General features: G+C 75.8%; 24 protein-coding genes and 4 pseudogenes. 14 read left to right on the top strand and 14 right to left on the bottom strand.

Annotated elements, in window-relative coordinates; genetic code table 11:
* Positions 1 to 13 precede the first annotated feature (13 nt).
* Entirely contained in the window at positions 14 to 973 is a 960-nt protein-coding gene (locus GKE82_RS10775) for a type I phosphomannose isomerase catalytic subunit (protein WP_154733271.1), read from the bottom strand.
* Positions 974 to 1,052: 79 nt separating this feature from the next.
* Here GKE82_RS10775 and GKE82_RS10780 point away from each other — a divergent pair, with 79 nt between their 5' ends.
* A complete protein-coding gene (locus tag GKE82_RS10780; protein ID WP_154733272.1) occupies positions 1,053 to 1,766 on the top strand; it encodes a FadR/GntR family transcriptional regulator in 714 nt (237 codons plus the stop codon).
* A 5-nt stretch (positions 1,767 to 1,771) separates the two neighbouring features.
* Entirely contained in the window at positions 1,772 to 2,686 is a 915-nt protein-coding gene (locus tag GKE82_RS10785) for a sterol desaturase family protein (protein ID WP_309233542.1), read from the top strand.
* Here the strand turns inward: GKE82_RS10785 and pdxH are convergent.
* The 4 genes and pseudogenes from pdxH to GKE82_RS10805 all read right to left on the bottom strand — a co-directional run bounded on the left by pdxH (position 2,664) and on the right by GKE82_RS10805 (position 6,920).
* Positions 2,664 to 3,324, bottom strand: a pseudogene (pdxH, locus tag GKE82_RS31385) (pyridoxamine 5'-phosphate oxidase). The gene GKE82_RS10785 and the pseudogene pdxH overlap by 23 nt on opposite strands.
* An 82-nt stretch (positions 3,325 to 3,406) precedes the next feature.
* The gene (locus GKE82_RS10795; protein WP_154733273.1) at positions 3,407 to 4,678 is read right to left on the bottom strand and encodes a S1C family serine protease; all 1,272 of its coding nucleotides are present in this window, start codon (positions 4,676 to 4,678) and stop codon (positions 3,407 to 3,409) included.
* A gap of 45 nt (positions 4,679 to 4,723) precedes the next feature.
* Positions 4,724 to 6,208: a cell wall metabolism sensor histidine kinase WalK gene (locus tag GKE82_RS28330; protein ID WP_154733274.1), complete on the bottom strand. Its 1,485-nt coding sequence runs from the start codon at positions 6,206 to 6,208 to the stop codon at positions 4,724 to 4,726.
* Between the two features lies 1 nt (position 6,209).
* A complete protein-coding gene (locus GKE82_RS10805; RefSeq protein WP_309233543.1) occupies positions 6,210 to 6,920 on the bottom strand; it encodes a response regulator transcription factor in 711 nt (236 codons plus the stop codon).
* A 75-nt stretch (positions 6,921 to 6,995) separates the two neighbouring features.
* On the opposite strand from GKE82_RS10805, the gene GKE82_RS10810 reads away from it, so the two are divergent.
* Positions 6,996 to 7,751, top strand: coding sequence for a HugZ family protein (locus tag GKE82_RS10810; protein ID WP_154733275.1), 756 nt, complete (start codon positions 6,996 to 6,998; stop codon positions 7,749 to 7,751).
* 134 nt (positions 7,752 to 7,885) lie between these two features.
* Here GKE82_RS10810 and GKE82_RS10815 read toward each other — a convergent pair whose 3' ends face one another.
* A complete protein-coding gene (locus tag GKE82_RS10815; protein WP_196189158.1) occupies positions 7,886 to 8,923 on the bottom strand; it encodes an HtaA domain-containing protein in 1,038 nt (345 codons plus the stop codon).
* A gap of 35 nt (positions 8,924 to 8,958) precedes the next feature.
* Here GKE82_RS10815 and GKE82_RS10820 point away from each other — a divergent pair, with 35 nt between their 5' ends.
* From GKE82_RS10820 to GKE82_RS10845, 6 genes are read left to right on the top strand one after another with little or no spacing between them, the layout of a single operon-like run.
* On the top strand, positions 8,959 to 9,819 hold the full coding sequence (locus GKE82_RS10820) for an ABC transporter substrate-binding protein (RefSeq protein WP_154733277.1): 861 nt from the start codon (positions 8,959 to 8,961) through the stop codon (positions 9,817 to 9,819).
* The gene (locus GKE82_RS10825) at positions 9,820 to 10,878 is read left to right on the top strand and encodes an iron ABC transporter permease (RefSeq protein WP_154733278.1); all 1,059 of its coding nucleotides are present in this window, start codon (positions 9,820 to 9,822) and stop codon (positions 10,876 to 10,878) included. It abuts the gene before it with no gap.
* Positions 10,875 to 11,693 carry an ABC transporter ATP-binding protein gene (locus GKE82_RS10830; RefSeq protein ID WP_309233544.1) on the top strand — a complete coding sequence of 273 codons (819 nt, stop codon included), beginning with the start codon at positions 10,875 to 10,877 and terminating at the stop codon, positions 11,691 to 11,693. Before GKE82_RS10825 ends, GKE82_RS10830 begins: the two co-directional genes overlap by 4 nt.
* On the top strand, positions 11,694 to 12,848 hold the full coding sequence (locus GKE82_RS10835; protein WP_154733279.1) for an HtaA domain-containing protein: 1,155 nt from the start codon (positions 11,694 to 11,696) through the stop codon (positions 12,846 to 12,848).
* A gap of 1 nt (position 12,849) precedes the next feature.
* Complete coding sequence (locus tag GKE82_RS10840; protein ID WP_196189159.1) at positions 12,850 to 13,683, top strand: HugZ family protein; 834 nt, start codon at positions 12,850 to 12,852, stop codon at positions 13,681 to 13,683.
* A gap of 38 nt (positions 13,684 to 13,721) precedes the next feature.
* Positions 13,722 to 14,546 carry an acyl-CoA thioesterase II gene (locus GKE82_RS10845; RefSeq protein WP_154733280.1) on the top strand — a complete coding sequence of 275 codons (825 nt, stop codon included), beginning with the start codon at positions 13,722 to 13,724 and terminating at the stop codon, positions 14,544 to 14,546.
* Here GKE82_RS10845 and GKE82_RS10850 read toward each other — a convergent pair whose 3' ends face one another.
* From GKE82_RS10850 to GKE82_RS10865, 4 genes are read right to left on the bottom strand one after another with little or no spacing between them, the layout of a single operon-like run.
* Positions 14,547 to 15,290, bottom strand: a complete 744-nt coding sequence (locus GKE82_RS10850; protein WP_199223828.1) for a cytochrome c biogenesis protein CcdA — start codon at positions 15,288 to 15,290, stop codon at positions 14,547 to 14,549.
* Positions 15,291 to 15,295: 5 nt separating this feature from the next.
* Entirely contained in the window at positions 15,296 to 15,793 is a 498-nt protein-coding gene (locus tag GKE82_RS10855) for a thioredoxin (protein WP_154733281.1), read from the bottom strand.
* A 56-nt stretch (positions 15,794 to 15,849) separates the two neighbouring features.
* Positions 15,850 to 16,335, bottom strand: coding sequence for a low molecular weight protein-tyrosine-phosphatase (locus tag GKE82_RS10860; protein ID WP_107569529.1), 486 nt, complete (start codon positions 16,333 to 16,335; stop codon positions 15,850 to 15,852).
* A 17-nt stretch (positions 16,336 to 16,352) separates the two neighbouring features.
* Entirely contained in the window at positions 16,353 to 17,807 is a 1,455-nt protein-coding gene (locus GKE82_RS10865; protein WP_154733283.1) for an amidase, read from the bottom strand.
* A 58-nt stretch (positions 17,808 to 17,865) separates the two neighbouring features.
* Here GKE82_RS10865 and GKE82_RS31390 point away from each other — a divergent pair.
* The 4 genes and pseudogenes from GKE82_RS31390 to GKE82_RS10880 form a co-directional block, all read left to right on the top strand.
* Positions 17,866 to 18,102: pseudogene (locus tag GKE82_RS31390) on the top strand (DUF6351 family protein); the annotation flags it as partial.
* Between the two features lie 109 nt (positions 18,103 to 18,211).
* Positions 18,212 to 18,889, top strand: a pseudogene (locus GKE82_RS31395) (DUF6351 family protein); the annotation flags it as partial.
* Between the two features lie 136 nt (positions 18,890 to 19,025).
* Complete coding sequence (locus tag GKE82_RS29885; RefSeq protein WP_154733285.1) at positions 19,026 to 20,306, top strand: DUF6351 family protein; 1,281 nt, start codon at positions 19,026 to 19,028, stop codon at positions 20,304 to 20,306.
* A 355-nt stretch (positions 20,307 to 20,661) separates the two neighbouring features.
* On the top strand, positions 20,662 to 21,159 hold the full coding sequence (locus tag GKE82_RS10880; protein WP_154733286.1) for a hypothetical protein: 498 nt from the start codon (positions 20,662 to 20,664) through the stop codon (positions 21,157 to 21,159).
* 45 nt (positions 21,160 to 21,204) lie between these two features.
* On the opposite strand, the gene GKE82_RS10885 is transcribed toward GKE82_RS10880, so the two are convergent.
* The 3 genes and pseudogenes from GKE82_RS10885 to GKE82_RS10895 all read right to left on the bottom strand — a co-directional run.
* A complete protein-coding gene (locus tag GKE82_RS10885; protein ID WP_154733287.1) occupies positions 21,205 to 22,443 on the bottom strand; it encodes an FAD-binding domain-containing protein in 1,239 nt (412 codons plus the stop codon).
* Between the two features lie 31 nt (positions 22,444 to 22,474).
* A complete protein-coding gene (locus tag GKE82_RS10890; RefSeq protein ID WP_107566962.1) occupies positions 22,475 to 22,819 on the bottom strand; it encodes a co-chaperone GroES family protein in 345 nt (114 codons plus the stop codon).
* Between the two features lie 39 nt (positions 22,820 to 22,858).
* Positions 22,859 to 23,236 (bottom strand): annotated as a pseudogene (locus tag GKE82_RS10895) (EamA family transporter); the annotation flags it as partial.
* A gap of 40 nt (positions 23,237 to 23,276) precedes the next feature.
* Here GKE82_RS10895 and GKE82_RS10900 point away from each other — a divergent pair.
* Entirely contained in the window at positions 23,277 to 26,354 is a 3,078-nt protein-coding gene (locus GKE82_RS10900) for a M14 family zinc carboxypeptidase (protein ID WP_154733290.1), read from the top strand.
* Between the two features lie 22 nt (positions 26,355 to 26,376).
* Here the strand turns inward: GKE82_RS10900 and GKE82_RS10905 are convergent, their stop codons facing one another.
* Positions 26,377 to 26,817, bottom strand: a complete 441-nt coding sequence (locus GKE82_RS10905) for a cupin domain-containing protein (RefSeq protein WP_107566965.1) — start codon at positions 26,815 to 26,817, stop codon at positions 26,377 to 26,379.
* Positions 26,818 to 26,838 lie beyond the last annotated feature (21 nt).

The following is a 26,838-nucleotide window of genomic DNA, read 5'->3' on the forward strand; positions in this document are numbered from 1 at the left end:
GCGAGCGCGCGCGTCAGGCGCGCGGCGCGAGCATGATCCGCAGCACGGTCGCGGTGCCGCTGACGGTGGCGGCCTGCGCCGACGCGTCCGCGGGCACGAGCGCGAACTCGCCGGCGGCGAGCGCCTCGCCGTCGAGCTCGACGGCACCGTCGAGCGGCACGACGATCGCGCACTCGCCCGGGTCGGTGACGCGGCGCGCGCCGTCCAGGGCCCAGCGCTCGACGACGAACAGCTCGCCGGCGACGAGCGTCTCGCCGTCGGGCTGCACGAGCGCGGGCTCGACGTCGTCCCAGTCGATCGAGCGCATCGACTCCTCGACGTGCAGCTCGCGCGGGCGGCCGTCGAGGCCGGGCCGGTCGAAGTCGTAGACGCGATAGGTCGTGTCGGAGTTCTGCTGGATCTCGACGATGAGGTTGCCGGCGCCGATCGCGTGCACGCGGCCGGACGGCAGGAACATGACGTCGCCGGCGGCGACGTCGATGCGGTGGAGCATCGCGCTGACGTCCTCGCCCGCGCGTAGCGCGGCGTCGAACGCCTCGCGGGTGACCCCGGCGCGCAGGCCGGCGAACAGGTGGGCGTCGGGGGTGGCGTCGGCGACGACCCACATCTCGGTCTTCGGCTCGCCCCCGAGGGCGGGCGCGAGGTCGGCGGGCGGATGCACCTGCACGGACAGGGTCTCGACGCAGTCGAGGACCTTGACGAGCAGCGGGAAGCGGTCGCCCCAGCCGTCGGCGCGGGCGCCGAAGATGCGGGTGCGCTCGGGACCGCGCCAGAGCTCGCCGAGGGTGCGGCCGGCGAGCGGGCCGGCGGCGACGACGCTCTCCTCGCCGGGGCGGTCGACGAGCTCCCAGGACTCGCCGTAGGTGCCCTGCGGCAGCGGCTTGCCGTAGACGCTCTCGAGCCGCCGTCCGCCCCAGACCCGCTCGTGGTATCCGGGGAGGAAGCGCAGGGGCGCGAGGGCCGTCGAGGTCATCATCGGCAACGGTATCGGCTGAACGTCGTAGCGACATGAGCTTGCACGCGCCGATGCGTGACTGGTACAACCAGTCCCGATGACTGGTCCAACCAGCACGGCGTCCACGGTGTCCGGGTCGATCTTCGACCGCCTCCGGGCCGACATCCTCGGCGACACCCTCCACGCGGGCGACCCGCTGCCCAGCGAGCGCGCGCTCGCCGAGGAGCTCGGCTGCAACCGCCACGCCGTCCGCGAGGCCGTCAAGCGCCTGCAGCAGGCCGGGCTCGTCGAGGTCGCCCAGGGCGGCGCCACCCGCGTGCGCGACTGGCGCGCCACCGGCGGCCTGGACCTCCTCACCCAGCTCACCGGCGCCACCGCCGACGGCACCGTCGACCCGAACCTCGCCGTCGCCGTGCTGCCCGGCGTCCTCGAGATGCGCGCCTGCATCGGCACCGACGTCGCCGGCCGCGCCGCCGAGCGCGCCGACGCCGACACCCTCCTGGCGCTCCCGGGTCACCTCGCCGCCGTCACCGCCTGCGCCCCCGACGACCTCGCCGCCCGCGAGACCGCCTACGCGCACCTCTGGACCACCCTGGTCGACGGCGCGCAGAACCTCGCCTACCGCCTCGCCTTCAACAGCCTCGTCGCCGGCGTCGGCGCCATCGGCGCCCCCGCCCTCGCCCTGCTCGCCGACGAGCTGCGCGACGACGACGGCCACGTCGCGCTCGTCGACGCGGTCGTGCGCCGCGACGCCCCCGCCGCCGAGATCGCCGCCCGCGCCCTCCTCACCACCGTCCCGTCGGAGGACTGATCCCCGTGTCCGAGCTCATCACCTACGCGATCCCCTTCTTCGTCCTGCTGCTCGCGCTCGAGGCGCTGAGCTACCACCTGCTCGGCCACGACCACCACGACGACGAGCCCGCCACCCCGCTGAGGGGCTACGAGCGACGCGACACCGTCACGAGCCTCACGATGGGCCTCGGGAACGTCGCGATCAACGTCGGCTGGAAGCTCGTCGTCGTCGCGCTCTACGTCACTCTCTACGAGCTCACGCCGATCCGGATGCCGCAGGACGCCTGGTGGGCGTTCGTCCTGCTGTTCGTCGCCGACGACCTCGCGTTCTACTGGTACCACCGCGTCGGGCACCGCGTGCGGATCGGCTGGGCCTCCCACGTCGTGCACCACTCCAGCGAGCACTACAACCTCTCCACCGCGCTGCGCCAGCCCTGGGTGCCGATGACCGCGCTGCCGTTCTGGCTGCCGCTGGCGCTGCTCGGCTTCGCCCCCTGGATGATCCTCATGCAGCAGGCGATCTCGCTGATCTACCAGTTCGGGCTGCACACCGAGCGGATCGGCCGCCTGCCCCGCCCGGTCGAGTGGGTCTTCAACACCCCCTCGCACCACCGCGTCCACCACGGCGCCAACGCCCGCTACCTCGACAAGAACTACGGCGGCATCCTCATCGTCTGGGACCGCCTGTTCGGCACCTTCGAGCCCGAGGGCGAGCGCGTCCGCTACGGCCTGACCACGAACATCGGGACGTTCAACCCCGTGCAGGTCGCCACGCACGAGTGGAAGGCGATCTGGGCGGACATGCAGCGCGCCGACCGCCTCGCCGACAAGCTCCGCTACACGGTCAAGCCGCCCGGCTGGCGCCACGACGAGCAGCCCGGGACCGCCGCCGCGGCGACGGCACCCGAGCCGCCCGTCACGGCTGCAGCCGGTCGATGACCCAGGCCGCGTCGGCGCCGTCCCGGCGGTAGCGGACGCGGTCGTGCAGGCGGTCGCGCCGGCCCTGCCAGAACTCGACCTCCAGCGCGACGACGCGGTAGCCGCCCCAGAACGGCGGGACCGGGATCGCGTCGTCGTCCGGGAAGCGCTGCGCGATCTCCTCCTCGGCGGTCTCCAGCGCGGCGCGGTCGGCGATCGGCCGCGACTGCGCCGACGCCCACGCCCCGCGGCGGCTGCCCGCCGGACGGGTCGCGAAGTACGCCTCGGTCTCCCTCGTCGGACACGCGCTCGACGGTCCCGACGATCCGGACCTGACGCTCCAGCTGCCCCCAGTGGAAGACGAGCGCGGCGCGCGGGTTGGCCGCGAGCTCCTCGCCCTTGCGGCTCTCCCGGTTGGTGTAGAAGACGAAGCCCCGCTCGTCGACCGCCTTCAGCAGGACGATCCGGGCGGACGGCAGGCCGTCCGGGGACGCGGTCGCGAGCGTCATCGCGTTGGCCTCCCACGGCACCGCGTCGGACGGCAGCGCCTCCTGCACCTCGGTGAACCAGCGCTCGAACTGGGCGACGGGATCGGCCGCCACCTCCGACGGGTCGAGCGTGGCGTGCAGGTAGCTGCGGCGGAGTTCTCCGAGATCCATGCACCAGAGCATCCCATCCGGGCCCCCGCGGTCGGGGGCGGGGCGCGCCAGGATGCCCGGCCGACGCGCCCCGTCGCGCCCGTTACGGCAGGCTCGGCTGGGCCTGCTCGCTGCTGCCCTGCCCAGCCGCGGTCTGCGGGCGGGTGCCGAGCGTCACGGTGACGTCGCGGCCGCTCGCGGTGATCGTCACCCGGTCGCCGGGCTCGTGCGCGTCGATCAGGCGCGACACGTCCCCGGACTCGGTGACGGCCTTGCCGTCGACCGCGGTGATGAGGTCCCCGGCGCGCAGGCCGGCGTCGGCGGCGGGCCCGCCGTCGGCGACCGAGGCGACCGTCGCCCCCGGCTTGCCGGTCGTGCTGTCACCCGTGCTCACGCCGAGGTAGGCGTGCTCGGCGGTGCCGTCGGCGCGCAGCTGCGCGACCACGCGCCTGACCGTGCTCGACGGGACCGCGAAGCCCAGGCCCGTGTTCGCGGGCGAGGAGCCGGAGCTCTCGATCTGCGAGTTCACGCCGATCACGCGCCCGGACGCGTCGAGCAGCGGGCCGCCCGAGTTGCCCGGGTTGAGCGCCGCGTCGGTCTGCAGCACGTCGGAGATCGAGTAGCCGTTCGGGGACTCGATCGTGCGCGCCAGCGCGGACACGACGCCCGTGGTCAGCGTGCGGTCCAGGCCGAACGGGTTGCCGATCGCGACCGTCGCGTCACCGACCTGCACGCCCGCGGAGTCGCCGAGCTGCAGGACCGGCAGGTCGTCGGTGCCGTCGACCTTCAGCAGCGCGATGTCGGTGGAGGCGTCCTGCCCGACCACGCGCGCGGTCTGCGCGGGCCGGTCGCCGATCTCCACGCGCACGGTGGTCGCGCCGTCGATGACGTGCTGGTTGGTGACGATGTAGCCGTCCTTGGAGATCACGAAGCCCGAGCCCGTCGCCTGCCCCTGGGACTGGCGCGGGCCGAACGGGGTCTGCTGCGTCTCGGTGACGTTCGCGGTGATGAACACGACCGCGTCCTTGGACTGCTGGTAGATCTCGCCGGCCGTCTTGGCGCCCCCGCTCGTGGACGCCGCGAAGGCGCGCGTGCCGGTGCCCGAGGAGGCCTCGGTGATCGTGGTGGTCGTGGTCTTCGACGGCTGGAACGCCGCGACCGCGAGCGCACCGCCCGCCCCGCCGATCAGGGCGGTGGCGCCCAGCGCCGCGAGGCTGCGCGCACCGAGACGGCGGCGGGCCGGAGCGGCCGCCGCCGGGGCGGGCGGCTCGGGACGGGCGTGCTGCGCGGTGGGCTCGTCGGCCACGCGGGTCGGCTCGTCGTCCGGATCGCGGTAGGGGGCCTGCCAGAGGGGATCGTGCGGTGAGGGGGGCATGTCCACAGGATTCCCCCGGGACCTTGCCCCGACCTTCGGGAAACCTCAGAGGTTCCTGAGGACCACGGTCTGCTCGGCGTAGGCGGGCAGCTCGACGACGAAGCGGGCGCCGCCGCCGTCGGCGTTCTCGGCGCGGACGGTGCCGCCGTGCGCGTCGACGATCCCGGCGACGATCGCGAGCCCCAGGCCCGCGCCCGCCGGGCCCTGCTTGCGCCCGCCGCCGCCGGCACGCCAGAACCGCTCGAACAGGGTCGACGGGTCGTCGACCGGCAGCCCCGGCCCGTGGTCGCGGACGCTCAGCGCGACGCGCCCGCCCGCGCCCTGGGCGCTGCCGGCGTGGACCTCGATCGCGGTGCCCGCGGGCGTGTGCACGAGCGCGTTGCGCAGGAGGTTCGCGAGGACCTGGCGCAGCTGGTCGGGGTCGGCGCTGACGATCGGGTCGTCGTCGGCGGCGACGTGCAGCCGGATCTCGCGGTCCGGCGCGGTGGCCTTCGCGTCCTCGACCGCGTCCGCGGCCAGGTCCCCGACGTCGACCGGCTCGCGCACCACCGCGCGGGTCTCGTCCAGCCGCGCGAGCGCGAGCAGGTCCTCGACGAGGACGCCCATGCGCCGGGCCTCCTCCTCGATGCGGCGCATCGCGGTGCTCGTGTCCGCCTCGCTCTGGGCGGCGCCCATGCGGAACAGCTCGGCGTAGCCGCGGATCGACGCCAGCGGCGTGCGGAGCTCGTGCGAGGCGTCGGCGACGAACTGCCGCAGCCGCTCCTCGCTCTGGCGCTGCCCCGCGAACGCGGTCTCGATCCCGCCGAGCATCGTGTTGAGCGCGAGGCCGAGGCGGCCGACCTCGGTCGCGTCGTCGGCGGGCTCGACGCGTCGCGAGAGGTCGCCGGCGCGGATCTCGTCCGCGGTCGCCGCCATCTCGTCCAGCGGGCGCAGCCCGATCCGCACGACGAGGAACGCGATGCCGCCGAGCACGCCGAGCACCGCGACGATCACGATGCCCTCGACGAGCAGCAGGCGGCTGAGCGTCGAGTTCATCTCGGCCAGCGGCACGGCGATGACGTTGAGGTTCGCGTCGCTGCGGCTGAGGTCGACGGCGATCCGGTACGGCTCGTCGGCGATCGACACGGTCCGCAGCTGGCCGGCCTGCAGGTCGTCGGGCAGCTCGAGGCTCGGCGCGTCGCTCTCGCCCCGGTAGGAGGAGATCCCCGCGGCCAGCACCTCGCCGGTCGTGGTGACGCGCGCGCCGTAGGTGCCGGGCGGCAGGCTCGCCGGAGGCGGCCCCTCCCCGGGGCGGCGGAAGCCGCGGCCGTAGGGGAAGCGGGCGGAGCGCGGGTCCAGGCCGAGGTCCTCGTCGAGCTCGCGGCCGATCGCCGGGAGGCCGTCGCGGGCCTGCTGGTCGATGCGGTCCTGCAGGAACGAGCGCTGGCTCGCGTACGTGACCGCGGCGAGCGTCAGCAGCCCGACCGCGGCGACGGCGAGCAGGATCGCGACGAGCCGGCCGCGCAGCGTCTGCGGGGCGAACCGGGACACGTCAGCTCCGCGGCAGGCGCAGCGCGTAGCCGACGCCGCGCGCGGTCTGGATCAGCGACGGGCCGTGCGCGTCGAGCTTCTTGCGCAGGTAGGAGACGTAGGTCTCGAGCACGCGCGCGTCGCCGCCGAAGTCGTAGTCCCAGACGTGGTCGAGGATCTGCGCGCGCGTGAGCACGCGGCGCGGGTTGCGCAGGAAGTAGCGCAGCAGCCGGTACTCGGTGGCGGTGAGGTCGATCGGGTTGCCGGCGCGGGTGACCTCGCGGGTCTCCTCGTCCATCTCGACGTCCTCGAACACGAGCCGGTGCGACTCGGGCTGCGCGAGCCCGGCGCGGCGCAGGATCGTGCGGATGCGCGCGACGAGCTCCTCGAGGCTGAACGGCTTGGTGACGTAGTCGTCGCCGCCGGTGGTCAGCCCGCGGACCTTGTCCTCGGTGCTGTCGCGGGCGGTGAGGAAGACGATCGGCAGCGAGGCCCGCTGGGCGCCGAGCCGCTCGGCGACCTCGAAGCCCTCCATGTCGGGGAGCATGATGTCGAGCACCATGAGGTCGGGCTTGAAGCTCCGCACGGCGTCCAGGGCGGTCTTGCCGTCGCCGGCGGTCTCGACCTCGAAGCCCTGGTAGCGCAGGGCCATCGCGACGACGTCGGCGATGTTCGGCTCGTCGTCGACGACGAGGACGCGGTGGGACGACTCGGACGCGGTGCTCGTGCTCACAGCGGGATTATCGGCCAGGTTCCTGTGCGGTTCCTGAGAGCCTGCTGTGAGGACGGCGCCCCGTAGGCTGCGGTCATGTCCTCCGTGCCGCAGACCGCCCCGACCGCCGCCGAGCAGGCCCGCACCCTGACCGAGCACGGCCGTGTCGCGACGCTCGCGACCGTCGGTGGGGACGGCGCGCCCTGGGCGTCCTACCTCGCGTACGCGCTGCTGGCGGACGGCTCGCCGGTGCTGTGCGTCTCGACGATGGCCGAGCACGGCCGCAACCTCGTCGACGACCAGCGCGCGTCGCTGTGCGTGCTGGACCAGACGCCGGCCGCCGACCCGGTCGAGACCGCGCGCGTGACGCTCGCGGGCGTCGCGCGGCGCGCGCGGGACGCCGACGAGGAGGCCGCGGCGCGCGCCGCGTTCCTCGCCGCGCACCCGGGCACCGACTTCCTCGACTTCCACGGCTTCTCGATCTGGATCGTCGACGTCGAGCGCGTCCGCTGGGTCGGCGGCTTCGCGCGCATGGACTCCGCCGACGGCGCTTCGTACGCGACGGCGACCGCCGACCCGGTCTCGCCGCATGCGGCCGGCGCGGTCGCCCACCTCAACGAGGACCACGCCGACGCGCTGCTGCTGATCGCCCGGGCGCTCGCCGACCTGCCGGACGCCTTGTCCGCCGAGTGCCTGCGCTGCGACCGCTACGGCATGGACCTCGCGGTGACGCGGGCGGACGGGTCGCGCGAGTGGCCGCGGGTCGGCTGGCCGCAGCGGCTCGACGAGCCGGCGCAGCTGCGGGCCGCGAGCGTCGAGCTGGTGAAGCAGGCGCGGGCGGCGCTCGCCTGAGCTCGTGACGCCCCACCGGTGGGGCGGCCGACACGCGGATCGCGCTCTTGGCCGTCCATCTCCTGCCCCCATGGGGGCCGGAGATGGACAGTCTCGCGGGGCGTGCGGCGTCGCGCCCGCCGCTCGCGGTCGGGCTAGCCGCCGACGGTCAGGGTGCGGCGACCGAGCTCGCGACCGCGCGCGTCCTGCAGGACGAACGCGAGGCGGCGGCGCTTGCGCGGCAGCTCGACGCGGGCGACGCCGCCGCGGACGGTGGCCCGGCCGACGCGGCGGCCCTGGAAGGTGACGGCCACCCGGCGGACGGTCGTCGCGGTGGTGATCGTGCAGGTGGTGCGCGGCGCGCCGCCCCGGCGGGTGCGCGCGCAGCGGATCCGCGGCGTGCCGAGCCGCGTCGGAGCGGTGGTGGTCCCCGGCGTCGTCGCGACGGGAGCGACCGGTTGCACGACCGCGGGCGGGGTCGGGGCGGCGACGGGGACGGCCGCCGCGGCGGTGTCCACCCGGACGGTGAAGCGCCCGAACGTGTTCGGGGTGCGGTCGGGGCCCGCGCCCGCCGGGTAGCTGCCGCCGGGCCAGACCATGTCGGCGGTGGCGATCGCGGGCGCGGCGCCGGCGATCGTCGTGACGGTGCCCTCGGTGCTCGCCGGTGGGAGCGCGAGGTCGAAGACCGGGCGGCTGCGGTCGTAGGTGGCGCCCGCGGAGGAGGACTGCCCGGACCCCGAGGAGCCCGAGCCGGAGGCGAACAGCTGCGCGCGGCCGGCGGCGACGACGACGCGCGGGTTGGAGACGGTGATCGCGAAGCCGTGCGCGGCGGAGGTGAAGCTGAGCGTCCCGGCGAACTCGAGCGTGCCCTCGCCGGTCGCCGCGTCCCAGCTGCCGCCCGCGGCGACGGGGAAGCTCGTGGTGGCGGTCGCGTCGGCGCCGCGCGCGCTCTGCGCGGTGACGGTCGGCCCGGTGGCCGGCGCGGTGGGGCGGGCGGTGCCGTTGGTGAACGGCGGGCCGAGCGCGGTCGTGTACCCGAGCCAGGTGCGGTTGGTGCCGTCGGGGGCGCCGGTCTCGTAGACGTTGGCCTGGGTCCACTCGAGCGCGCCGCCGGTCACCGGGGTGGGAGCGGCGGTGGCGGTCGCCGCGCACCCGAGGACACCCACGGTCGTAAGGCCGATCAGAAGTCGCATGTCAGGGCACCCTAACATTGCGCTAGGCTCGGCGCATGGCACCCACCGCTCTCCGGACGATCGCGGCCACCGCCGTCGCCCTCGCGCTCGGCGCGGCCGCCGCCGACGCCGCCCCCCGCCGCGTCGTCGCACTCACCCCGTTCACCGCGAACACCGCCGCCCGCATCGGCCTCACCCCCATCGCCATCGGCCAGACGCTCGGCGGCCAGGACCGCTTCGCGCCCGAGCTGCGCGGCGTGCCGCGGCTCGCGCTCAGCCACCCCAGCGGCCCGAACATCGAGCAGCTCGCCGCCCGCCGGCCCCAGCTCGTGCTCTCCGCCCCCGTCTGGCGCAAGGGCCACGGCGCGATGCGCCGGCTGAAGATTCCGGTGCTCGAGTCCGAGCCGCGCACCGTCGCCCAGGTCGCCACGCAGACCCGCCGCATCGGCCGCGCCCTCGGCCGCTCCGCCGCCGCGAACCGCCGCGCCGCGTTCATCGACCGCCGCGTCGCCGCGGTCACCCGCGGCATCCGCCGCCGCCCCACCGTCCTGCTCGTCCTCGGGGTCGGCCGCACCTCCTACGCGATGCTCGCCAACAGCTGGGGCGGCGACGTCGTCCGGCGCGCCGGCGGCCGCCTGCTCACCCAGGGCCTGCGCGCCGGGGACGGGTACGCGCGGATCTCCGACGAGGCCGTCGTCGCCCGCAACCCGGACATCATCATCGCCGTCCCCCACGGCGAGTCCAAGGACTACGCCCGGCAGGCCGCGTACCTGCGCACCAAGGCCGGCTGGCGGACCACCCGCGCCGCCCGCAACGGCCGCGTCTACGTCGCCACCGGCAACTCGCTGCTGCAGCCCTACGACGACGTCTACCTGACGATCCGCGACGTCCGCCGGCTGTTCCTGAAGAACCTGTAGATGAGCACGGTCGTCGCCCGCCCGCCCGCGTCCACCAGCGGTCCCGCCCCGGACGCCACGCCCGCCCGCCGGCGGCGGCTGCGCCGTGCCGCGGTCGTCGCCGTCGCGTTCGCGGTGCTCGTCGGGGCGACCGCCGCCTCGCTGGCGTTCGGCGCGGTCGACGTGCCGCTGGGGACCGTCCTCGACGCGCTCCTGGGCCGCGCGCAGGAGGGCCCGCTGAAGGAGATCGTCCTGCAGCTGCGGCTGCCCCGCACCGTCGAGGCGCTGACCGTCGGCGCCGCCCTCGGCGTCGCCGGGGCGATGCTCCAGGGCGCCCTCGCCAACCCGCTCGCGTCCCCCGAGGTGCTCGGCGTCACCGCCGGATCCGGGTTCGGCGCGGTCCTCGTGCTGCTCGCCTTCCCCACCGCCGTGGCGCTGCTGCCGGTCGGGGCGCTCGCCTTCGGGGCGCTCGCCATCGTGCTCGTGATGGCGTTCGCCTGGGGCGGTCGCGGCGGCGGCTCCACCCAGCGCCTGATCCTCGCCGGGATCGCGGTCAGCGCGATGTTCGGCGCCGGGACCACGTCGCTGATGGTCGCCTTCAGCGACCGCGTGCAGGGCGCCGTCCTGTTCCTCGCGGGCGGCTTCTCCTCCGACGGCTGGGAGGGCATGGACGTCGCCTGGCCGTTCTTCCTCGCCGGCTTCGCGCTCGCGCTCGTGCTCTGCGGGCCGCTCGACCGGCTGGCGCTCGGCGACGACGTCGCCGCCTCGCTGGGCTCGCGCCCCCGGCTCGTGCGGCTCGGCGCCGCGGTCGCCGCCGCGTTCCTCGCCTCCGCCTCCGCCGCGATCGCGGGCCTGCTCGGCTTCGTCGGGCTCGTCGTCCCCCACCTCGTGCGGCTCGTCGCGGGCACCGCGCGCCACCGCTACGTCGTGCCCGTCAGCGCCGCGATCGGCGCCGGGCTCGTGCTCACCGCCGACACGATGGCCCGGATCGTCGTCGCCCCGATCGAGCTGCCCGTCGGCCCGATCATGGTCCTCCTCGGCGTCCCCCTGTTCCTCGTGCTGCTGCGACGGGAGACGTGAGCGTGGACCGGCCCGACCCGCTGCTCGAGGTCCGCGGCGTCGACGTGCGGATCGGCGGCACCGCGATCCTGCACGGCTGCGACCTCACCGCCCGTGCCGGCGAGCTCGTCGCGGTCGTCGGCCCCAACGGCGCGGGCAAGTCCACGCTCGGCCGCGTCGCCGCCGGGCTGCTCGCCCCCGCCGCCGGGACCGTGCGCTGGGGCGGGCAGGACGTCGGCGCCGTCCGCGCGCGGCGCCGTCCGCACCACCGGGCCTACGTGCCGCAGCGCGGACGCGTCCCCGACGGCATCCGCGTCCGCGAGGCCGTCGAGCTCGGCCGCGCCCCGCACGTCGGGCTGCTCGGGCGACCCACGACCACCGACCACGACGCGATCGACCGGGCGCTCGCCCGCACGCGCATGACCGGGTTCGCGCAGCGCCGCCTCTCCACGCTCAGCGGCGGCGAGCTCCAGCGCGCGCAGCTGTCCGTCGCGCTCGCGCAGGAGGCCCCGCTGCTGCTCGCCGACGAGCCGACCGCCAGCCTCGACCTCGGGGCCGCCGTCACCGTCGCCCGGCTGCTGCGCGCGCTCGCCGACGACGGGCTCGCCGTCGTCCTCGTCGTCCACGACCTGGCGCTCGCCGCCGCCATCGCCGACACCATCGTCGTCGTCCACCGCGGACGGACCGTCGCCACCGGACCCGCCGAGGAGGTGCTCACCCCCGACCGGCTCGCCGCCGTCTGGGAGGTCGACGCCGAGCTCGACCCGGGCGACGGCGCCCGGACCGCGCTGCGCGTCGGCTGGCGCCCCGTCCCCCACGCCCTGGAGGGCCGCTGAATGCTCCGCACCCTGCCGACCGCGCTCGTCCTCGCGCTCCTGGCCGTCCTCGCCACCGCCGGCGCCGCGCACGCCGGCCCCGGGGAGGGCAGCGCCACCCTCACGCTCGACGGCCCCGCCGGAACCCGGCTCACCGACCGCGACGTCCGGCTCGCGGGCAGCGGCGGCGCCGAGGCGTTCGGGACCCGCGTCGTGCTGCCCGTCACCGGCGGCCGGGTCGGCTCCTCGGTCTTCGCGCTCGGCACCCGCGGCGCGATCCGGCTGGTGCGCGGCGGCCGGTCGATCACGCTGGGCGACGTCGAGCTGCAGCTCGGCAGCAGCGTCTGGGTCACCGCCCGGCTGGGCGGACGGCGGCGGCCCGTGCTCGTCTCCACCACCGGGGTGCGCCCCGTCCTGGACCGCCGCAGCGGCCGCGCGCGGCTGCGCAGCGGGAAGCTGCGGCTCGCCGTCCCCGCCGCCGGGATCGTGCGGCGCGCGCTCGGGATCCGTGAGATCGGCCTCGGCTCGCTCGGGACGCTGACGCTCGACGCGACGGTCGCCCCGGACCTCGCCGGGACCGCCGCCGGCGCGGGCACCAGCGCCCCCGCCCGCCCCGCGACCGCGGTCGACGTCACCGCCGCCACGCTCGACTGGCACGTGCGCGAGTCGTTCATCCGCTACGTGAACACCGGGGAGGGCACGCGCGTCCTCGGCGGCGCCGTCGCGCCCGGGAAGACCGTGCGGCCCGGCACCTCCGTGCCGCTGGACTACGACTTCCGGTTCCCGTTCGCCAGCGGCTGGTACGACCCCGCGAGCGACCTCGCGGTGCTGACGTTCCGCGGCGGGGTCGGGTTCTCCTACCGCGACCACGGCATCCAGTTCGAGACCAGCGACCCGCAGCTCGAGCTGCGCGGCGCCGGCAGCGGGTCCCGCGCGACGTTCTCGTTCACCGGCCGCGACGGCACCCCGTTCGACGGCCGCCGCGCGACGCTGCTGGACCTCGACCCCGCCGCCGCCACGCGCAGCGGCTCCGCCGACGGAGCGACCCGCACCCTGACCGACGTCCCGGGCGCCGTGCCCGCACAGACGCAGGGCTCGGTCTTCAACGGCTTCTACGCGCCCGGCGACCCGTTCGGCGCCATGACCGTCACGTTCACCACGACCCCAGGTTCCTGACATGACCGACACCGCCACGTCGTTCCCGACCGACCACGCCGCTCCCGCGGAGGTCCTCAACCCGCCGATGCCCGAGCCGATCGGCCCGACCCACGAGGGCCGGCGCCGCTCCGCCGCCGAGGAGGCCCGCACGCTCGTCGCCCAGACGAACGTCGCCACGCTCGCGACGCTGTCCGAGGACGGCCACCCGTGGGGCTCGCTCGTGAGCTACGCCACGCTGGCCGACGGCTCCCCCGTGCTGTGCGTGTCGCTGCTGGCCGAGCACGGCCGCAACCTCCGCGCCGACCAGCGCGCCTCGCTCGTCGTCGCCGAGCCCGCCCGCGGCGGCGACCCGCTGAACAGCGGCCGCGTCACCCTCGCCGGGGTCGCGCAGCGGCCGACCGGGACGCTCGAGGCGACCGCCCGCGACGCCTACGTGCAGGCCCATCCGCCCGCACGGCTCTACGCCGGCTTCGGCGACTTCTCGCTCTGGGTGCTGCGCGTCGACCGCGTCCGCTGGGTCGGCGGCTACGGGCGCATGGACTCCGCCGACGCCGAGAGCTACCGCGCCGCCGAGCCCGACCCCGTGCAGGGCCAGACCGCGTACGCGATCGCGCACCTCAACGCCGACCACGCCGACGCGCTGCTGCTGATGGCCCGGGCGTTCGGCGGCCACCCCGACGCCCTGTCGGCCACGTGCACCGGCGCGGACCGCTACGGCATCGAGCTGCGCGTCGTCACGCCACGCGGGGAGACCCGCGCGCGGATCGGGTTCGCGGAGCCGATCGTCGAGCCCGACGGGCTGCGCGGCGCCACCGTCGAGCTGACGCGCCGCTCGCGCGCCGCGCTCGTCTGAGACCGGGCCGCGCGGAGCGATCCGTAGGGTGCCGGAGGATGACCGCGGATCCCACCCTGGACGAGATGCTCGACGGCGCCGCGACGGGCGCGACCACGGTCGCGCCCGGCTGGGGGCAGGGCCGCGCGACCTACGGCGGCCTCGTCGCGGGCCTGCTCGTCGCGCGCGCCGAGACGCTCACGGCCGACCCGGCGCGACGGCTGCGCTCCGCGGCCGTGTCGTTCGTCGGGCCGGTCACCCCCGGCACCGCCGAGCTCCAGGGCACCGTCCTGCGCGCCGGCGGCTCGGCGACGACCGTGGACGTCAAGCTTGTGCAGGACGGGACCGTGCGCGCCGCGATGCTCGCCACGCTCGGGCAGGACCGCGCGACCGCGATCGCGTTCCCCGCCGACCGGCGCAACCCGCCGCCCGCGCTCCCCGAGCCGGACGAGCTGCAGCCGATCCCGTACCTCGAGGGCCTCACCCCCGAGTTCATCCGCCACGTCGAGCTGCGCTACGGCAGCGGCGGGTTCCCGCTCAGCGGTGCGGCGGAGCCCGACTTCGGCGGCTGGTTCCGCTTCCGCGAGCCCCCGGCGCGGATGGGCGACCGCGAGCTCATCGCGCTCGTCGACGCCTGGCCGCCCGCGATCGCCCCGATGTTCGGCGGCCCGGCGCCGATCAGCACGATGAGCTGGAGCTACGAGCCCGTCGCCGCACCGGACCCGGCCGTGCCCGACCGGCCCGACGCGCTCTGGCGGTACGCCGTGCACACGCACGTCGCGCGCGACGGGTACACGCAGGCGGCCGCCCGCGTGTGGGACGCCGACGGGCATCTGCGCGCGATCAGCAACCAGACCGTCTCGTACTTCGACCCGCGCGGCTGACTACCCGTCCAGCGACTCCTCCAGGTCGCTGATCGGGTCGTACCAGCCACGCTCCAGCACGAACGCCTGGAGGTCGCGGTCCAGCCCGAGCATCACGGCCACGCCCACGAACACGAACAGCGCGCCGGTCACGCGGCGAAAGACGCCGTGCGGGTTCGCCAGCCAGCCGAGCCGCTCGGCCGCCGCACGACCGAGCACCGCGAGCAGCAGCAGGATCACGGCCAGTCCGACCGCGTACGCCACCAGATACGCCAGGCCCTCGCCGAACGACGCGGGCAGCACCGTGGCCACGATCAGCGCGTAGGTCGGGCTGCAGCTGCTGAACACGGGACCGAGCGACGCGCCGATCAGCACGTCCCGGCTGCGGCCACTGCGTGCCGCGGAGCGCTCCAGGAGGGCGGCCGCCTGCCGCTGACCGCCGCTGGCGGCCATCCCCCGCTCCCAGAGCCCGGGCGCCAGCAGGCTGACGCCCAGTCCGAGGACGACGAGCCCGGACAGCGTGCTCCAGACCTCCTGCGGGACGCCGAGGAGCGCGCTGGTGGCCTTCAGCAGCAGCGTGAAGACCACCACCGACGCTCCCAGCGAGGCCACGATGACCACCGGCCGGGCGATGTCTCCCCGGCCCGTCGCACCGTCCGTCGCCGTGACGACCGCACCCCCGACGACCACCGGCAGCAGCGGTAGGACGCACGGCGCCGCAGCCGTCAGGACCCCGGCCATGAAGCTGACGACCAGGAGCTCCACGGCCGTCAGGCGAGCTCGTCGAGGACCTTCGTGATCTGCGGGTCGTCGTACGGGACGACGCTGCCCGTCTTCCGACCTTCGGCGTCCACGCGGACCACGGTGGTCTGGAGGGTCACCCCGTAGCGCTGACGCAGGTCCTGTCGCTCGTCGTAGTCGACCTTCAGCACGGTGACGCCGGCCGGCAGCCCCTCGTCCCGGATCGACTGCTCCAGCGCGCGGCACTGCGTGCACCACGACGCGTGGAAGAACAGCAGTCGCGTGCCGTCCGCCGCGGCCAGCGCCGCCGGCGAGTACTCGACGTAGGTCCCGGACCGTTCGGCGACCGCCGCATCCGGCGTGGCCTGGGAGGTCTCGGAGGGCGGGACGGACACGGTCGGCGTGGTCCGGGAGAGCGCCGGGGCCGAGCGACCGTCGGGGTCGTCCGATCCACCGACGGCGAGGAACACGCCGGCTGCTGCGATCAGCACGCAGATCGAGGCCGCCAGGTACGCCGTCCGATTCATGCCCTCATGGTGGAGCGGACCGGTCGGCGCGTCGATTACGACGCGGTGAACGTGGTTCAGACGAGACCGCGCGCCCGCAGCTCGGCGAGCAGGCCCACGCAGCCCGCCTCGACGACATCGAGGACCACGTCGAACCCGTCCGGTCCCCCGTAGTAGGGGTCGGGCACGTCGGTGTCGCCGGCGGCGACCGCGGCCGGGTCGAGCTCGCGCAGCAGCACGACCCTGTCGCGCGCCGCCGCGTCGTCCCCGGCGAGCGCGAGCAGGTCGCGGCGGTTGCTCGCGTCCATCGCGACGAGCAGGTCGTGGTCCGCGAAGTCGCGGCGGGTGACCTGCTGGGCGGCGCCGCGCAGGTGCACCCCGCGGCGCGCGGCCGCGGCGGTGCTGCGCGCGTCCGGCGGGTCGCCGACGTGCCAGTCACCGGTGCCCGCGGACGCGACCTCGACGCGGTCGGCCAGCCCCTCGCGCTCCAGCAGCGCGACCATCACCGCCTCCGCGGTCGGCGAGCGGCAGATGTTCCCCAGGCACACCATGAGGATCCGCACCGGGCGGTCGGGCGCGCTCATGCCGCGGGCGGGACCCAGCCGCCGAACGCCCGCTCGAGCTCCAGCGCGACCGCGATCGCCACGTGGTCGTGGTCGCGCGGCGCCGCCACCTGGACGCCGAGCGGCAGGCCCTGCGCGTTCAGGCCCAGCGGCGTCTGCACCACCGGCAGGCCGAGGAGGTTGAAGATCGCGGCGTGGTGGATCGACCACGGGCGACCGACGGTGCGGCCGTGGCGCGGCGCGACGCGCCCGAACGGCGGGTGCAGCAGGACCCCGTCCCCGATCACCTCCTCGACCTCCGCGGCCAGGCGCCGCCCCGCCTCCAGCGACCGGCGCGTCATCCCGGCCGGCAGGACGCCCGAGGCGCGCTCGGCCCCGAGCAGCAGCGCGCTCGCCACCGTGTGCGGCCCGCGGCCGCGGACCGCGCCGCCGAGCGCGCGGCGGACCGTGACATCGCCGCCGAGCTCCGCGGCGAACGTCACGTCGGCGCCGGACTGCAGCGCGGCGAGGTAACCGTCCATCACGCGGCGCAACGGCTTCAGCGACAGCTCGCGCACGCGCGCGCCGGAGGCCTCGAGGGCGCGCGCGGCCCGCTCGCGCGCCTCGCGCAGGTCGCGGCGCAGCGGCCAGGCGCTCGTGTCCTGCGTGACGATCACGTCCAGGGCGGCGAGGTCCACGTCCGCCGGGTCGCCGAGCGCGACGTCGCGCGCCCGCGCGTCGAGGCCGTCGGGTCCGGCGATGATCCGCAGCAGCCCGATCAGGTCCTCCGCCCGGCGCGCGAGCGGGCCCATCGTCAGCAGGCGCGCCGCCTCGCCGTGCGTGACCGGGAACTGCCCGGTGTTCGGCACGAGCCCCGGGGACGGCTTGAGCCCGAAGACGCCGTTGAAGAACGCCGGCAGCCGGATCGACCCGCCGATGTCCGAGCCCAGGCCGAAGGGCGAGCCGCCACTGCCGACCGCGGAGCCCTCCCCGCCACTGGAGCCGCCCGCGATGCGCGTCGGGTCGTAGGCGTTGGAGGTCCGACCGTAGACGTGATTCTGCGACTCGATCCACATGCACAGCTCGGACGTGTTCGTCACCCCGAGCGGGATCGCGCCCGCGTCCAGCAGGCGCTGCACGGCGGGCGCGGACCCGGGCGCGCGGTGGTCGCGACGGCTGACGAGACCCGCGCAGTTCGGCATCCCGGCGAGCTCGATCGACTCCTTGACCGTGCAGGGCACGCCCAGCAGCGGCGGCAGCTGCTCGTCCGGGCCCGCGGCGGCGATCCGGGCGTCCGCCGCGTCGGCGTCGGCGAGCGCGGCGTCGAAGCGGTCGTGCGCGACCGCACGCAGCGTCGGATGGCGGCGGCGCAGCAGCGCGACGTGCGCCTCGACGACGGCGCGCGAGGAGGTCTCCCCCGTGCGGATCGCGTCCGCGAGCGCGGTGGCGGACCGCTCGGTGAGGGCGGTGGCGGGGACGGATGCGGCGGACATCGACGATGAACGGTAGCGTTCAGCCGGACGGGTCGGGAGAGCCACGGGAGGTTTCGTGATGGGACGAGGGACGGTCGCGCTGCTGGCGCTGGCCACGACGCTGCTGACGCCGGGAGCCGCGCTCGCGGCGGGCGTCGAGATCGACGTGCTGAGCAACCGCGCGGACCTGCTGTCCGGCGGCGACGCGCTCGTCGCGATCGCCGTGCCCGAGGGCCGGCGCGTCCAGGACCTGCGCGTGACGCTCGGGTCCACCGACGTGACGAAGCAGTTCGCCGTCCGCGCCGACGGCCGCTTCGGCGCGCTGCTCACCGGGATCCCCGACGGTCCCGTCCGCCTCGCCGCCCGGCTCCCCCGACCGCACCGGCGCGTCGATCCGGCTCGTCGGGCACCCCAACGGCGGCCCGGTGTTCGCCGGACCGCAGGTCCAGCCCTGGGCCTGCCAGCCCGGCGCCCGCGACGCGCAGTGCAACCAGCCGGCGAGCTACCAGCTGCTCTACCGCGGCGACCGCGGCTTCCGGCCGTACGACCCGGCGAGCCCGCCGCGCGACCTGCGCTCCACCACGACCGACGGCGGGCGCACCGTCCCGTTCGTCGTGCGCGTCGAGACCGGCTACCAGGACCGCGACCAGTACCGGATCGCCACCCTGCACGATCCCGCCCGGGAGTGGGACCCGTGGGCGCCCCAGCCGCAGTGGAACCGCAAGCTCGTCATCACGCACGGCGGCTCGTGCGGCGTGGACCGCGCCGTCGGCAGCGCCCCGGACGTGCTCAACGAGGAGCTGCTCGGCAAGGGCTTCATGGTCATGAGCACCGCCCTGAACAACCTCGGGCACAACTGCAACCCGGCGCTCATCGCCGAGTCGGAGATCATGGCCCGTGAGCGGATCGTCGAGCAGTACGGCGAGGTCCGGCGCACCATCGGCACCGGCAGCTCCGGCGGCGCCATCGCGCAGCTCATGATCGCCCACGCCTACCCGGGCTTCTACGACGGCATCACCACCGGTGCGACGTTCGCGGACCTCCTCACCACCGGACGCCACGCGGTCCACGGGCACCTGTTCAAGGAGCTCTTCCGCGGGATCAGCGACGGTCCCGGCGGGCTCTACACGCCGCTGGACCAGGCGGAGGTGTCCGGCTCCCCCGCTCGCCACGCTGGACGACCAGCTGTTCGACCTCGCGTTCTGGTCGAACATCACCGGCGAGAGCGGGTGCGGCGGCATGGACCCCACGCTGAAGTGGTCGCCGTCCAACCCCGGCGGGGTGCGCTGCGGCGTGCTGGACCACAACATCGCCGTCTTCGGCAAGGGCGAGAGCGGCTACGCGGGCGTCCCCCTGGACAACGTCGGGATCGAGTACGGGCGCAAGGCGCTCCTCGCCGGCCGGCTCACGCCGGCGAAGTTCGTGGACGTCAACGCGCGGATCGGCGGGCTCGACAAGACGACGTTCGGCGCGGCACCGGGCCGCACGAGCGCCGACCCGCAGGCGCTGCGCAACGCGTACCGGTCCGGCTACATGGCGATCGGCAACACGCTCGGGCAGACCCCGCACATCGAGTACCGCGGCTCCAACGAGGTCACCGCGCACGTCACCTACCCGAGCCTCGCGCTGAACGCGCGCCTGGACCGCTTCGAGGGCACGCACGCCAGCCACGTCCTCTGGCAGGGCCCGGTCCCGCTGATCGGCAACATCACGTTCCCGAACCGGTCCGTCCTCGAGATCGACCGCTGGATCGCCCGCATCCAGGACGACCGGTCGGGTCGCACGCAGGCCGAGAAGGTCCGTGCCAACCGGCCCGCGGACCTCACCGACCGCTGCGAGCTCGCCACCGGCCTCGAGCAGCAGGGCACCGACTGCCCGCTGCTGACCCGCTTCTACGACTCGCCGACGAACGTCGCCGGTGAGGGACCGCGCAACGACGTGCTCAAGTGCCAGCTCAAGCCGCTGCGCCGTGAGGACTACCCGGGCGTGACGTTCACCGACGCGCAGTGGGCGACGCTGCAGGCGACGTTCCCGACCGGCGTCTGCGACTGGAGCAAGCCGGGCGTCGAGGGAGACCCCGACCGTGCCCTGGCTCACCTACGAGGACGGTCCCGGCGGCCGCGAGCTCGGCCCGGTGCCCGCCGCGGTGCCGTTCGCGGGCGTGCGCGCGCTGCGCGTCGGGTCGACCGTCCGGCGGCTCGGCCGTCCCGGCGTGCGGTCGGTGCGGATCGTGCTCGAGAAGGCGCGCGGCTCGGTCGCCGCGCGCCGTGTCGCCGTGCGCGTGCTCGACGCGCGCGGCCGACTCGTCGCGTCGTCCCGGTCCCGGACCCTGCGCGGCCCGCGGACCGGCGTGCAGCTGCGTCGCCTGCGCCGCGTCGCGCCGGGCAGCACCGTGAGCGTGACCGTCCGCTCGGTCGACGCCGCGGGCGCCCCGGTCGACGCCGGCACCGTGCGCGTGCGGCTCGCGCGCTGACGCCGCGGGCGCCTGCGGCGGCGCCACGGGCGCTTCCGGAGGCGTGATTGGCGCCTGCGGCGGCGCCGCACGGCCGTTCTGGGTGATCTGCGTGCCACATATGGCCTCGAGATCACCCAGAACGACGCCGGGCGGGCGCGCTCGACCCGTTCTGGGTGACCTCGACGCCATATCTGGGTCCCGGATCACCCAGAACCCGGGCGCCCGCCGTGATGGGCGCGGGCGGGCCGGTGGGCGCCGTCCACGGGCGTTCTGGGTGATGCGCGACCCATATCTGGCACGCAGATCACCCAGAACCCGCGGGAGGGCAGCGAGGTCGGCCCCGCCACCGCCCAACCGGGACGGGCGTCACGAGCGCCTGGGTGGCGCCCGGCCACGCCGGAGCGCGGTAGCGTGCGCGTCGTGCCGTCCTTCGCGCGTGATCGACCGTCCTGCCGCGTCCTGCGAGCGCGCGCGGGCCGGGGGCTGCTCGCGGCGACCGGGCTCGCCGTGGTCGCCTCCGCCGTTCCCGCGACCGCGGCCGCGCCGGCGCCGAAGGTGCGGATCACCGCGTTCACGCTCACCCAGGTGAACATGGAGCAGCAGCGCGTCGCGCCCGGCGGTCGGGCGTCGCTGTGCCAGGCGATCCCGTTCACCGAGCTCGCGCCGCACGTGCGCTGGTCGGGCGGGGCGCTGCGCGCGGTCGTGTCGGTGAGCGCGCCCGAGCACCGCAGCCGGCCCGCGCGCCGCACGCTGCGGGCCACCCCGCGCGCGGGCACCCGGCGCGTGACGTTCACGCCCGCCGCGCTCGACGACGCCGCCTTCCCGCAGGGCGTCTACGTGGTGCGCGTCACGATCGGTGGCCGCACGCGGGCGACCGCGCGGCTCACGCTCGACCGTCCGGTCGCGAGCACCTGCTGACCCGGCGGCCCGCCGCCACCCCGCCGCCGCGCCGCGCCGCCCGCCTCAGCGCGACGCGCGCTTGCGCCACGCGCTGAACGACCCGATCGAGCCGGTGTGCGGGCGCACGAGCCACGGCCAGGGGTGCACGACCGCCGGCCGGATCGCGGCCGCGCGGCGGCGCCAGCCGGGCACGGGCGTGAAGGTCGCCGCGACCGGCCGGCCCGACAGCACGGAGACGGGATCGCCGAGCCACACCTCCAGCGGCCGGCGCGCACCGAGGTCGGCGAGCGTCTGGGCGAGGAACACGAGCCGCTTGCCGGACAGCTGCCAGCCGCGGAGCAGCTCGCGGTCGAGCACGAACACCGCGGGCAGGTCGGGGTGCGCGGCGAGCGCCGGGTCCTCGTCCCCCAGCGACTCGGCGGTCAGCCACACCGCCTCGGGCTCGCCGAGCTCCGCGGTCGTGCGCGGGCCGGCGGTGCGCTCCACGTCGGGGTCGCTGCGCAGCAGCGGCGACGGCTCGGGCAGCCGGGCGGGTGCCGTGGCGTCGTCGGGCCAGTCCTCGATCGGGCACGCGTCCCGCAGCGCGCAGCGCCCGCACAGGCCCGGGGCGCGCTTCTCGGTCTGCCAGCGGCTGAAGCCGTACGCCTTGCCGGTGCCCGCGCCGATCGTCCACTGCCAGCCCAGGCGGTTCGCGGCCCGCGAGCCGTCGAGCAGGTGGGTGAAGAACCGGTCCTCCCCGGCCCGCCAGTCCCAGCCGGCGCGCACGGTCCAGTGCGCGGACATCCACATGCGGGTCTGGTTCACGAGCCAGCCGTCGTCCTCGAGCTCCCCGACGACGAGGTCCATGCACGCCATGTCCCGCGGCCACGGGTCCTCCCACGGCGCGCCCGCCGCGACCGCGGGCGCGTACCGCAGCGGCCGCGCGGTCGCCGCGCCGAGCCGCGCGTAGAGGTGGCGGGAGTACTCCTGCCAGAGCAGCTCGTCGCGGAACTTCGTGCGGTCGCGCGCGGGACCGTCCCCCACCGCCGCCCAGACGCGCGGCAGCGGCAGAAGCCCGTGCCGGATGTACGGGGACAGCCGGGAGGCACCGCGCCGCCCCACGGGCAGGACCTCGCTGCGCGTGCGCGCGTAGCCGCTGACGTCGTAGAGCCCGAGCGCGGCGTCGGCGGCCGCCTGCCCGCCGGTGAACGCGCCGCTCACGGGCACGGGACCCGGGGACTCGGCGTACAGGCCGCCGAGGTGCTCGGCGACCCAGGCGGGCGCGTCGTCGATCGTGGGGACGGGGAGCGGCAGATCGGCCATCCCCGGGGTCCGGGCGCCGGGCGCCCCGGGATCAGCCGGAGGTGGCGGTGTCCGCCCCGCGGGCGTCCGGGCTCTCGAGCGGCTCGAGCACCCCGAGGAGCTCCCCGACGCGGCAGACGAGCAGGCGCTCCTCGTCGACCTCGACCCACGCGCCCGCGGAGGCGGGGAAGACGACGTGGTCCCCGGCGCTCACGGGCATCGCGACCCCGGCCTGCGCCCACCAGTCCAGGCCGGGCCCGACGGCGAGCACGATGCCGTGCTGCGGCGGCGGTTCGTGCGTGCCGGGCGGCACGAGCAGGCCCGACTGGCGCATGCGGTCGGGCTCGAGCTCCTTGATGACGATGCGGTCGAAGAGCGGGCGGAGCTGGTGTCGCACGCCCTCCAGGGTACGACGGCCCGGCCGCGGACGCGGACGTCAGCGCATCGACAGCAGCACGACCCCGACGATCGTGCCGAGTACGCCGAGCGCCTGCGGTGCGCTCAGCCGCTCGCGGTCGAGGCCGAGCGCGAGCGCGACCGTCACGACGGGGAACAGCGACCCGAGGACGGACACGACGCTGAGATCGCCCTCGCGCGTGGCGATCGCGTAGGAGAACGTGCCGAGGAACAGCAGGATCCCGGGGACCGCGAGCACGGGCAGGCGCCGCGCGCCGACCGACCGCAGGACCCCGAGGCGGACACAGAACACCACGAGGACGCTCAGCAGCGAGACGCGGCTGAACAGCACCGCCCAGCCGGCCGCGTCCTCGGCGGCGGGGGCGATCGCGGCGAGGAACACGCCGAAGCAGAACGCGGAGGCGACCGAGAGGGAGGATCGCCGCGCGGCGGTCGGCGTGCTCGTCGGGGTGGGCGTCCGGGTCGACGGGGCGGCGGGCGACGAGCACCACGCCGGTGAGCGCGAGCAGGATCCCGACGCCCTCCAAGGCGGTGACGGTCTCCCCGCCCGCGATGCCGACGGCGACCGGGAGCGCGGCGCCGAGCGCCCCGATCGGGGTGACGATGCTCAGCGGCCCGACCTGCGCGGCCCGGTAGAAGAGCACGAGGCCACCGGCGTTCCCGAGCCCGGCGAGCAGCGCGAACGCGACCGCGTCCGCGGCCGGGAACGGGTCGCCGCCTGCCGCGACCACGACCGCGGCGAGCACGAGCGAGCAGGTCTGCCCGGCGAGCAGCAGCAGGTAGAGCGACACGCCGCGCGCCAGGCGCGGCCCGACGTAGTTCGACACGCCGTAGGCGACCGAGGTGAACAGCGCGAGCGCGACCGCCATCCCCGGATCCTGTCACGCGCCCGGTCCCGGCCCGCCGACCACCACGCACCGACGCCCGGTCGGTTGCGTCCGGCGGCCCGCTCGGGAACGATGCCCGCCATGCACCCGTCCGCGCGCCGCCTGGCGCTGTCCGTCGCCTGCGCCGCTCTCGCCCTGCCGGCCGCGGCCGCCGCCCACGAGCGCGGCGCCACCTCCCGCTCCGCCGGGACGTCCGCCACGGCACCGACCGCCCCGGCGACGACGGTCCGTGTGCTCGGCACCGACGGCCCGCTGCGCACGGCGCTGCGCAGCACGCGCGCGGTCCGTCGCAGCTGCGTGACACGTCCGCTCACCGGCGCGGGGGTCGCGCAGCACCGCTGGATCGCCCCGGCCGACGGCGAGGCCGCCCTGCGCCTGCGCGCCGCGCGCGGCGACTGGGACCTCGCGGTGTTCGAGTCCACGTCCGGGAAGCTCGTCGGCTCCTCGGCCGCGTTCGGCGCCGACGAGGTCGTGACGCTGACCCTGCGCGAGGGCGCGTCGCTGCTGGTGCAGGCCTGCCGTCGCACGGCGGCCGCCCCCGCCACCGCGTCGCTGACGACGACGTTCACGCGCCTGGACCTCAGCGGCCTGCCGCGCACCGCGCCGCGCCTGTCGCTCGTCGACGTGCCGTTGGAGGGCCGCGGCGCGCTCGCGCGGCTGGAGGCCACCGGGGTCGACGTCACGCACGACATCGACGCGGACAGCGCGAAGGTCCTCGTCGCCGACGACCACGACCGGGACGCGCTGCGCGCCGCGGGCTTCACGCTGCGCACGGTGATCGCGGACGTGATCGCGGCGAGCCGCCGGGACGCCGCCCGCGGCGCCGCGACGCTGCGCCAGGCGCCCGCCAGCGCCCTGCCGACGGGGCGCACCGGGTACCGCGTCTACGAGGACTACCAGGCGGAGCTGAAGCAGATCGTCGAGCAGCACCCGGCGATCGCGCGGCCCGTGCGGCTGCGCGGCCGCACGTTCCAGGGGCGCGAGCTCGGCGTGGTGGAGATCGCCGGGAACGTCGCGCGCCGCGACGACGGCCGCCCGACGTTCATCCTCAACGGGCTGCATCACGCGCGCGAGTGGCCGGCGGCCGAGTCGATCATGGAGTTCGCCCACGACCTCGTGCGCGGCTACGGGAAGGACCCGCGGATCACGAAGCTCCTGGACGAGGTCCGCGTCGTCGTGATGCCGATCACCAACGCGGACGGGTTCATCGTCTCGCGCTCCTCCCCCGACCCCGATCCCGACGAGGAGCTCGGCGTCGGCACGGTCTACTCGCTGGCGACCGGCGTGATCGTCCTGGGCGGCTCGCTCTCCTACAAGCGCAAGAACTGCAACCCGGGCTTCGCGGTCCCGTCGTTCCCGTGCGAGCTGGCGATCGGCACCGACCCGAACCGCAACTACGCGTCGTCGTGGGGCGGGCCGGGCGCGTCGTCGAACCCCAACGACCAGACCTACCGGGGGACCGGCCCGTTCTCCGAGCCGGAGACGCAGGCGGTCCGCGAGCTGACGAGCACGGTGAACCCGACGTCGTTCCTGACGATCCACAACGTCGCCGCGCTGATCCTGCGCCCGCCGGGCCTGAAGGCGGACGGGTTCGCGCCGGACGAGGAGGCGCTGAAGGCGCTCGGTCAGCGCATGGCCGACGCGACCGGCTACACGAACCAGTACGGCTTCGAGCTCTACGACACGTCCGGCACGACCGACGACTGGACCTACGCGACCACCGGCGGGTTTGGGTACACGATCGAGCTCGGTCCCGAGGACGGCTTCTTCCACGGCAACTACCAGCGCCACGTGATCGACCAGTACGTGGGCACCGGGGAGCGCGCCGGCAAGGGGATCCGCGAGGCGTACCTGCTCGCCGCGGAGGCCGCGCGCAACCCCGCGTACACCTCACGGGTGGCGGGCCGCGCGCCGGCCGGGCGGACGCTGCGCCTGACCAAGACGTTCGACACGCTCACCAGCGACGTGTGCGCGATCGCCGACCCGCTGCCGGTCAGCCTGCCGCTGCAGCTCGGGGAGGGCGCGGACCCGACCGCGTGCATCGGCGCGACTGGGGTGCGGCGCAGCCCGGAGAAGCTCGAGTTCACCACCGTGGTGCCGGCCAGCGGCCGGTTCGAGTGGTGGGTCAACCCGTCGACGCGGCCGTTCGAGCTGAAGGCCGGCCGCCGCGAGGAGTACACGCTGACCTGCGAGAACGGCGGCAAGGTCGAGCAGTCCCAGCCGCTGTTCGTCGCGCGCGGCGAGACGGCCCGGGTCGAGCTGCCGTGCGGCGGCACGCTGCCGGCCGAGGGCGGCGCCGCGTCGGCGGGCGCGACCCGGGTGCGGATCGGCCGGCTGCAGTCGACGCTGCGGACGCTGAACGCGCGGCGCCGCGGGCTCGTGAGCATCGGGGTCCGCGGCGGCCCGGTGCGCAGCGTCCGACTGGCGCTGCTGCGCGCCACCGGCTCGCGGGTGCTCGGGGAGGTCCGGGTCGCGCGGCTGTCGCGCACCACGCGGGTCGCGGTGCGGCTGCGCCGCGGCGTGCGGCTGCGTCCGGGCAGCTACCGGCTGCGGCTGACCGCCCGGCTGCCGAAGGGCTCCCCGGTGACGGTCACGCGCGGGGTCCGGCTCACGACGCCGCGCCGGTAGCGGCGCGGGGCGCGGGCGGCGCTCAGCGCCGCTCGTCCGCGGGCAGGTCGTCGGGCAGCGGGATCTCCTGCGGCGGCGCGGGCGTCGACGCGTCCCAGTCGGGGAACGCCTCCCCGTCGCGGCCGCGGTGCTCGGCGCTGCCGCCGAGGGCGAGCAGGACGACCCGGTCGGGCCCGCGGTTGACGAGCTTGCGGCGCAGCTGCGGGGCGACGCGCACGACGTCGCCACGGCGCAGCTCGTGGGTCTCCTGCTCGACGACGAGGTCGAGCACGCCGTCGAGGACGACGTAGACCTCCTCCTGCATCGCGTGCCGGTGGATGCGCCCCTGCTGCCCGGGGTCGAAGGTCATGAGGTTCATCCCGAACGTCGTGATCCCGAGGTCGCGCCGCAGCGGGACGAACCGCTCGTGCGGCGGGTCGTCGAGATCGACGTGGGTGCGGGAGAGGCCGGGCTCGGGGGACATCGGCGCAGCGTACGCGTCCCG

The sequence above is a fragment of the Conexibacter sp. W3-3-2 genome (genome assembly GCF_009707605.1).
GTDB classification, from domain to species: domain Bacteria; phylum Actinomycetota; class Thermoleophilia; order Solirubrobacterales; family Solirubrobacteraceae; genus Paraconexibacter; species Paraconexibacter algicola.